The 8,422-nt window shown below is 42.1% G+C and carries 10 protein-coding genes; 4 read left to right on the top strand and 6 right to left on the bottom strand.

The window, feature by feature from the left end; translation table 11 throughout:
- On the bottom strand, positions 1-86 hold an 86-nt coding region (locus AACU59_RS01680), incomplete at its 3' end, for a transposase DNA-binding-containing protein (RefSeq protein ID WP_161437655.1).
- Between the two features lie 241 nt (positions 87-327).
- On the opposite strand from AACU59_RS01680, the gene AACU59_RS01675 reads away from it, so the two are divergent.
- The 4 genes from AACU59_RS01675 to AACU59_RS01660 all read left to right on the top strand — a co-directional run bounded on the left by AACU59_RS01675 (position 328) and on the right by AACU59_RS01660 (position 4,072).
- Positions 328-537 (top strand): DUF3283 family protein, encoded by a 210-nt coding sequence (locus AACU59_RS01675; RefSeq protein WP_017046863.1) that lies wholly within the window; start codon positions 328-330, stop codon positions 535-537.
- An 89-nt stretch (positions 538-626) separates the two neighbouring features.
- Positions 627-1,343 (top strand): YebC/PmpR family DNA-binding transcriptional regulator, encoded by a 717-nt coding sequence (locus tag AACU59_RS01670; protein ID WP_017044945.1) that lies wholly within the window; start codon positions 627-629, stop codon positions 1,341-1,343.
- Between the two features lie 167 nt (positions 1,344-1,510).
- The gene (locus AACU59_RS01665; protein WP_094144523.1) at positions 1,511-2,374 is read left to right on the top strand and encodes an NAD(P)-dependent oxidoreductase; all 864 of its coding nucleotides are present in this window, start codon (positions 1,511-1,513) and stop codon (positions 2,372-2,374) included.
- A 462-nt stretch (positions 2,375-2,836) separates the two neighbouring features.
- Positions 2,837-4,072 carry an aromatic amino acid transport family protein gene (locus tag AACU59_RS01660; RefSeq protein ID WP_202598845.1) on the top strand — a complete coding sequence of 412 codons (1,236 nt, stop codon included), beginning with the start codon at positions 2,837-2,839 and terminating at the stop codon, positions 4,070-4,072.
- Between the two features lie 35 nt (positions 4,073-4,107).
- Here AACU59_RS01660 and makE read toward each other — a convergent pair whose 3' ends face one another.
- Genes makE through makD form a run of 5 tightly spaced genes read right to left on the bottom strand, consistent with a single transcriptional unit; the run spans position 4,108 to position 8,218 of the window.
- Positions 4,108-5,169: an alpha-pore-forming cytotoxin subunit MakE gene (gene makE / locus AACU59_RS01655; RefSeq protein ID WP_094145044.1), complete on the bottom strand. Its 1,062-nt coding sequence runs from the start codon at positions 5,167-5,169 to the stop codon at positions 4,108-4,110.
- 50 nt (positions 5,170-5,219) lie between these two features.
- Positions 5,220-6,329, bottom strand: a complete 1,110-nt coding sequence (gene makA, locus AACU59_RS01650) for a cytotoxin MakA (protein WP_000082912.1) — start codon at positions 6,327-6,329, stop codon at positions 5,220-5,222.
- 12 nt (positions 6,330-6,341) lie between these two features.
- The gene (makB, locus tag AACU59_RS01645; RefSeq protein WP_094132119.1) at positions 6,342-7,406 is read right to left on the bottom strand and encodes an alpha-pore-forming cytotoxin subunit MakB; all 1,065 of its coding nucleotides are present in this window, start codon (positions 7,404-7,406) and stop codon (positions 6,342-6,344) included.
- Positions 7,407-7,417: 11 nt separating this feature from the next.
- Positions 7,418-7,813 (bottom strand): alpha-pore-forming tripartite toxin MakABE regulator MakC, encoded by a 396-nt coding sequence (makC, locus tag AACU59_RS01640; RefSeq protein WP_013868236.1) that lies wholly within the window; start codon positions 7,811-7,813, stop codon positions 7,418-7,420.
- A 24-nt stretch (positions 7,814-7,837) separates the two neighbouring features.
- Positions 7,838-8,218: an alpha-pore-forming tripartite toxin MakABE regulator MakD gene (gene makD / locus AACU59_RS01635; protein ID WP_013868237.1), complete on the bottom strand. Its 381-nt coding sequence runs from the start codon at positions 8,216-8,218 to the stop codon at positions 7,838-7,840.
- Between the last annotated feature and the right edge of the window lie 204 nt (positions 8,219-8,422).

The raw sequence follows: 8,422 nt of genomic DNA, 5'->3' as shown, positions 1-8,422 counted from the left end.
GCTAGGGCAACGAGTCTTTGAGTACGTCTTGGGTCATTGAGGTGAGCTTGACCAAATTGCTTTTGTGCCCAGAGGGTTGGTTCTATATAAGTCATTCTAATCATCCTTGTTATTGCTTAGATGATCAGATCATGAAACATAAAATTAGTTCAAAAAAATCCCCAAGCAGAGGCTTGGGGATTTGTGTATAAGAGACAGGCGCATAGCCACCCTTTATATTTTCCAATTTTCTTGATTTCATACCGATAAATTGCACATTTATGCTCTTAATTTTCCTATGTCCTATGCTATATTTCGTGCCACGTATTTACCGATCTAGGCTAACTCATGTCCTTCAACCTATCTTTACTTGCCGCTGAAGAGAAAAACAAAGTAGAGCTCGATAAACAAGCTTCCTTTCTTGTTTGGAAACTCAAGCAAGGAAAAGCAGGGCCTGAAGCGATCACTCAGCAGCAGTCTAAAATTGCCAGTGAGGCCGAAAAAGAGTGGTTTTTACAATCGGTGAACAAATACAAAAGAGTGATGGGTGTTGCGTAGCATTCATGTCTTTGCTAAGTGGAAAATTGAAATGATCCCACTTTTTGCTAAAATCCCTCGCGTTAAATTGAATTAGAGAGATCATCCCTATGGGAAGAAGTTTTGAAGTGCGCAAAGCCTCAATGGCGAAAACTCAAGGCGCAAAAATTAAAGTCTATTCCAAATACGGTAAAGAAATTTACATGTGTGCGAAAAATGGTGGTTCGGACCCAGACATGAACTTGTCTTTGCGCCACCTGATCACAAAAGCGAAGAAAGACCAAGTTCCAGGCCACGTTATTGATAAAGCGCTAGATAAAGCCAGTGGTGGTGGTGGTGAAGACTACCAACCTGCTCGTTACGAAGGTTTTGGCCCTGGCGGCGCAAGTGTTATCGTTGACTGCTTAACAGATAACGGTAACCGTACGTTCCAAGATGTGCGTCAATGCTTTGTTAAAACGGGTGCGAAAATTGGTACTCCAGGTACCGTATCACACATGTTTGATCACCAAGCGGTATTTCAGTTCAAAGGGGATGATGAAGATTCTATCCTTGAAGCACTGATGATGGATGATGTCGATGTGACGGATGTTGAACTGGAAGATGGTGTGATCACTGTATTTGCACCTAACACTGAATTCTTCAAAGTGAAAACATCGCTAAATAATCAGTTCCCTGATTTGACTATCGATGTGGAAGAAATCACGTTCGTTCCACAAACACATACACCGGTCACGGGCGAAGAGGCGGAGAAATTCCAGAAGTTCCTCGACATGCTAGATGACTGTGATGATGTTCAGCAGGTTTACCATAACGCTGAGCTGTAATAGAGCGAATTAATGAGAAGCCGAGTGATTGACTCGGCTTTTTTTTATCTGTGCATTGCTAACCGTGGTCTTATTCATAGAGAATGACGCAAGGATACATACAGCCCACACTCAGTTACGTGTGTTCGTCCGTTTGGGCTGCTGGGTAATAATAAAAGGAGAAGTTAATGAAAGTCAGTTTTATTGGATTAGGGGTTATGGGATACCCTATGGCTGGGCATCTAAAAAACGCAGGATTTGATGTTAGCGTCTACAACCGCACTCAAGCTAAAGCGCAGCAGTGGGCACAGCAGCATCATGGGCATGCAGCGCAAACAGTCGCAGAGTGCGTGCAAGATGCCGATGTGGTTTTAACCTGCGTTGGCAATGATGATGATGTCCGTAGCATGACGACCAGTGACGGCGGCGCGATAAGGGCGATGAAACGCGGCGCAATTTTGGTTGATCACACCACCACATCGGCACTGTTAGCCGAAGAGCTGGCGTCTGCGGCTCATAAAGCGGGCATTCGCTTTATGGATGCTCCTGTTTCTGGTGGCCAAGTAGGGGCTGAAAATGGTGTGCTAACCATTATGTGTGGTGGAGATGCCGAACTGTTTGAGCAGCTGCAACCCGTATTTCATGCTTATGGCAAGTCATCGGTGCTGATGGGGAAAGCAGGGCAAGGACAACGCGCAAAAATGGTCAATCAAATTTGCATTGCTGGCGTATTAAATGGCCTGTCGGAAGGATTGATCTTAGCGGAAAAGTCAGGGTTAGATATTGGCGTTTTGGTTGATTGTTTGAAAAATGGAGCCGCAGGTTCATGGCAGATGGAAAACCGCGCTGTGAATATGTCAATAGGTAAATTTGATTACGGCTTTGCCATTGATTGGATGATCAAAGACTTGGGCTTTTGTTTGGATGAAGCGCAACGAAACGATCTAAAATTGCCGATGACAGAAAAAACTTATCATGCTTACCAAGCCTTGTCTGAGCAAGGTGAGGGAAGAATGGATACTTCTATCCTTATCAAAGCCGTTAATTCATAAATATCACAGCTCAGAGATAGACTCAATTGGCCCTATTTAGGGCCATTTACACTGTAAACCTATAAATCGATTCCTATTTATCTTCTGGCCCCGCATACCTACAGTGTCTATCTGTGTGCCTCTTTTCGAAAAACAATTGTATAAAACCATGATTGCCTACCGATTAGGGAGGACAAATGTCCTTCATTTTTGTTTGCTGTGCGTGACAGTGCTGGATGAATCGTCAACTAATTACATTTACTGAAAAATCTTAAAATTTGGTTTTTAGTTTCAATAAAATCACATAAAACCAGTTTAATATGCTGTTAATTCGGTGTTTTCATGGTTTTCAATCCAAGCCAAGTCCCTTGATTATAGTGATTATGACCAAGGTCTCAAAATGATCATAATGATTAATAGGAGTAGGATTCGCGACATTATTATTTTTATATAAGTGAAAAAGCAGTGAAAGACACTAAGGAAATGGCTCATTTTAGTCATGTTCAGATTTCCAATTGGACTAAACACGACACCTATTGGCTACTCAGTTTATTTGGTACGGCCGTTGGGGCTGGCATTCTATTTTTGCCAATCAACATTGGGTTAGGTGGTTTCTGGCCATTAGTGTTAATGGTCTTACTCGCTTTTCCGATGACTTATCTCTCTCATCGTGGTCTTGCTCGTTTTGTTCTCTCATCGCGCCGTCCTAATGCCGATTTTACCGACGTTGTTGAAGAACACTTTGGCCAAAGGGCTGGTCGCTTGATCTCTTTGCTGTATTTCCTCTCTATTTTCCCAATCTTACTGATTTACGGTGTCGGTCTAACTAACACGGTTGATAGCTTTTTGGTTAATCAAGCGCAGATGGTCGCTCCCCCTCGGGTGCTACTTTCTGGTGGCTTAGTCTTTGCGTTAATAGCCATTATGCTGGGTGGTGAGAAGATCATGTTGCGCGCTTTTGCTGTTATGGTTTATCCATTGGCGGCTATTTTATTATTTCTCTCGCTCTATTTGATCCCGTATTGGTCAGTGCCGTCATTAGTATTGCCGCAAATGAGTGATTTCTTACACACAGTGTGGTTAGCCATTCCTGTCGTGGTGTTTTCTTTTAGCCACGCAGCGGCGATCTCAAGTTTTGCCAATGTTCAACGTCGTCATTATGGCGTGCTAGCGGATAAAAAATCAGAGCAGATTCTGCGTTACACCAGTCTTGTATTAATTCTGTTTGTCTTGCTGTTCGTGTTTTCTTGCGTATTGGCTTTATCACCAGAGGCATTGCAAGAAGCAAAAGTGCAAAATATTTCAGTGCTGACTTACCTTGCCAATGTCACAGATAATTCCTTTATCGCCACTCTAGGCCCTTTAGTGGCGTTTATTGCCATTACCTCTTCCTTTTTAGGGCATTTCCTTGGTGCGCGAGAAAGCCTGACTGGGTTGCTGTGTAAAAACTTTGGCCTGTCAGTGCGTCTTGCTGGGCGACTCACCATTGCGATTTTGTTTGTCACGATTTGGATTGTCGCGATACTCAACCCTAGCATTCTGGGAATGATGGAAGCGTTTTCAGGCCCCGTGATCGCTATGATTTTGTTTATTATGCCGATGATTGCTGTATTCAAAGTGCCATCGCTGGCGAAGTATCAACAGCAGATGAGTACACCCTTTGTCATGGCGATAGGGTTATTGGCGGTATCGGCATTGCTTTATAACTTGCTCAATTAAATCAGCCATTGGCTCCGTTACTGGAGCCAAATCAATTACTTGATTTGAGCTTTTGTTATTTGAGGTTGTGCATTATTGAGCGTTGATGCTACCTCCAGAATATCTTGCCACTCATTGTAAGCTGATTGGTACCAAACTTGCTCCAGAATGACCGCTTGTGAATCTTGTGCTTTGGTAAGGTTAGAAACGACGTTGTTGGTTTCATTGTATAAACTGAGCACCGTGGTTTGTAGTGTATCTAAGGATCGGCTGATCGCCGCACAATCGTTGTTAACTTGATCGACACTTAGCAATAGGGCATTGAGAGACGCGATTTGTTGTTGATCTTGAGAGAGCGTTTGTTGATCGTGGTTGATGGTATTTAAAGATGATTGGATATCGCTTTGCAGGCTAGATATTTCACTTTGTGCTTCTACAATAGAGCTAACACCAAACCCTGCCAATATCAAAGAACCTCCCAGTGTAAACGGAGCAAGCACCACGCCAAAAATCGTTTCAAATATCCCTTTCTTACGCTGCGATTGAGCATTCGCAATGGCGGTTTTAAATGCTGCTATCTGTTGTTTCATTAGATCAATTTGGGCGTTAGTGGCGATAATTTCTGCTTGGATGGAAACTTCTTCTTGCTGGATCTGTGCAATAGTTTGTTGCAATGTGTTATGAGCATCTTCCACTTGGCGAGCCCAAGCATTCAATCCCTCATCATAACGTTTTATATTTGATGTAAGACTTTGAATCGGATTTTGTAATGTTAAGATTAATGAAGTTAGCTGTTTTAGTTGAGCGGTGTCAAAACGGGTTTCTAGTGCTTTGAATAACGTTAAAATTTGAATATTAGAATCTTTGAATGTATTCGCAATGGAAAGAACACTGTCCATAATGTCATTTGAAAAATATAAATTACCACTCAAACGCCATTGCCGTACCAGTTTTTGCACCGCATTTAAATTTTGTTCTACCTGAGCATACCAATGTTCTGCATTGCCTTGATCAATATAAGTTTCAACAACGCCTTGGCATGCAGAATTTAGTAACACCATAGCGCTAATAGATGCAGGAATGTCGGTTTGAAGTTGCTCGCTGGCTGATTGATTCATGATGGTCCTCGAAAAAGAATAAAAGGGGGCGTAACCCCCTTTAGTAATGTTTAAGCTGCTTGTTTTACTGCAGGTGCTAACTCTTTCGTTTCGATAGCTATTTTTGCGCTAGCTAGCTGTTTAGCAAGTTCAACCGCATCATCCCATTCGTTTTTCGCTGCGTCAGACATCACTTTTTCCATAATAATGCTCTGCATGGATGCACCATTATTAAGCTTGGTTACTACATCATCTAACTCGTTGCCAAAGACAGTCCACGTCGTTTCAAAATCAGATAATACTGATGTCGATGTTTCAATCGCTGAAACGACTGCGCTACTGGCATTGGAAAGCCCCTGTAAAGCGATAATCTGTTGTTGATCTTCAGCTTTTTGCTTTTGTTCTTGCGCGATGCTGTCGTAGTCATCATCAATTTGATTTTGTAATACGCCCCACGTAACACCACCAGCAATAATCGATGCCGCGCCAACGGCTGCGATACCGCCGGAGACTACAGCTGCGGTGCCGGCGGTTGCGACGGTAAGCGCAACGCCTGCGACGAGCATAAAGATGCCAACACCAACCGCAACTTGTGCATAGACTAGATCTTTATTCAGTTTCTCAATGGCTGCACGATTGTTGTCTATTGCGTTATTCATGCTTTCAATATCTGTTTGTAAATCGATAATTGTTTTTTGAATATTGGTCGCACCATTGACTAAGTCATCATGTGCTGCTTGCATTTTCACCCCCCAATCAGAGAGTTCCTTATTCATCCCTTTGACTGTGGCTTCGATACCGCTGACTTGAGAAGATAGGGCGGTCATAATCTGTGAAGCTTGCTGAACCGTTGTATTGTCTTTGCCACTTGCTGTTGGATCCGCTTTATATAACTCATGAATGGCATCGATTGATGCTTGGAAAGTGGCGTCAAAATTAATTACGCTAGAGGGAATCGATGCTGATACTTGTGGTCCCAAATCGTCAATCCATTGCTTAGCAACCAATTTTGCTGAGTCTAATTTTTTACTCAGGTCATCAAACCAATCTGGTTTTACCGTAGGTGGCGTAAATTGTGTGTTTAAAATGGCATGGCACTGCGCTGTGATGACTGTGGTTGCCAAAAATGCAGATTGAGTGGTTTGCTGTGTTGGGTTCAACTGAGTAACTTGTTGTGACATTGTGTATCTCCTTTACTGTTCTTGAATGGTGTTATTTAGCGTGTTGACTAAAACGGGTTTTCCAATGTTTGGCGGTAAACTAATGAGTTGCACAAATTCTGAAATAGTTTTCCATGAGGCTGAAGCAATCTTGATGGTTTGCAAATCAGTCAATAGGGCAGGGTCTGAACCGCTTTGTAAGGCGTTGATCAGTTCGTTTACCTTGTCTAATTCGTCTTGCCATAACAATGAAAGTGCTGGCAAGTTATCATCAATCTTTAGGAATTCTTCGCTCATGTTGCTGAGGGTTTGAATAATGGCTTTAGTAATGGCAGCCGCTTGTGCTTCTTCACTGGCTAGTGTTTGTAATTGAGTGAGTTTGTCTAAATCTTGTTGTACCTCTTTCGCGCTCGATATTGTGCTGTATGCACTGTAACCAACCGTGAATAGCGCACCAGCAAAGGAAAGGAATGGCACAGACGTCGTTGCTCCCATTACGACACCGTAGGAAATAGTGACCATACTTTGTATGTAAGCTTTTCCTGCTCTTAATTGGGCCGCCGTGACATTGGCTCCTAAACTGGCAATGGATTGCGATAGAGAGCCTATCTCTGTTGCAATGCGTACCATTGCTTGTTCTTCGCTCGCAAGTTCATTCCAGCCATCTTGAATGCTGGATGCGAGCAGCTCCTCTGCATTTTTCGCTTGGCTGTAAGATTTCGTGAAAACTTGCTGAGCTTCATTTGTTAACGTGATATTTTGCTTTAACGTTTTTTGCAATAATTGTAAGCATTCAATCCATTGCTTCGTACTTGTTATCGCCTTACTGTTTTGTGCGCAGGCATCGAACGTGGTCTGATAATTAATAAACGATGTAATAATTTGCGCAAAAATTTTAGGCTTTTGCTGCATAAACTCATTCATTACCGCTCTTAAGATCTCAGTCCTGCTTCGAACTTCTACGAGCCAGTTTGGATCTTTTGCTACATGGCCAATAAAGAGAGAGTTGCACGTTGCATCGTAGTTACTAATACCTAAAAAATCAGTATATACGTCGGTCAGCATATTTAATGCGGTATCAACATTTGGGCTTAACATGAGTTCGCCCTCTACAGTGAAATAACGAGGAAAGGATCAAACGTTAATCTTGCACCATCAATAGACAAGGTCGCATTGTATTGTTGTGTGCTAGCTTGTCCTTGCGCTTCAACTCGGCCTTCCCAGAATTCATCACCGCTTAGTCCTTGTTTAGTGGGTATACAAACTCTGTCATTTATCATTTGCCCATTAAACTCGACAATATCAACTTCATTGTCTGGTGAAATAGCGACAACTCGCCAGCATAGTAATTGGCCGTCTTTACAGGCTGTTTTTAACTCAGCTTGGCCTTCATTACCCGAGCCCATATATTTATTTGTATCAATGAGATAAATGTTACTTTGCAGATCTCGACTTGCAAGCGCTGCTGCTGCATCTACGACCATGAGTATTTCTACTTTTTTCATACAATGTTCCTTATTTAGATGGAGTTATTGAACTTCGAGATAAGGTGAAAAATTCATTGTTATTCCGTTTATTGAAAGAGAAATGGTATATAGATAACGCCCAGTATCCCCGCGAGTCTGAACTCTGCCTTCCCACGCGTCATTAACAGGGCTTGGTAAGCAAGCTTTTTGATCAATCATGTCACCAGAGAATCCCGTTATATTGACTTCGTCATCTGGCGAAATGGCGCAGCTACGCCAGCAAATAAACTGACCATCTTGAGATACCGTGTGGAGTTGGCACGTTCCTTCATCCCAAGAACCAAGCCATTGGTTACTATCAATTAAGTAAACGTTATCCATTAAGCTCGTGGTTGCTAATGCTCCGGCACAATCAACCACGATAAGTATTTCTATTTTTTTCATTCAATACCTACTGACGTTTATTTATGGATCCACAGAATATCACTGTACTGATTTAACCATTTCAAATGGTTTTTGGGCTATATCTATTAAATATTATTGATATTAGTGTTGATATTTACATGTTTATAATCTTTATGTGGCTAAATATAGTTAGTGATTTCAGTTAATCAAGGTTGCATAACTAATATGTACATATCAGTATGT

The sequence above is a fragment of the Vibrio sp. V23_P3S9T160 genome (assembly GCF_963886625.1).
GTDB classification, from domain to species: domain Bacteria; phylum Pseudomonadota; class Gammaproteobacteria; order Enterobacterales; family Vibrionaceae; genus Vibrio; species Vibrio anguillarum.
The sequence above is the reverse complement of the archived record's forward strand: the minus strand, read 5'-3'. Positions and strand labels throughout refer to the sequence as shown.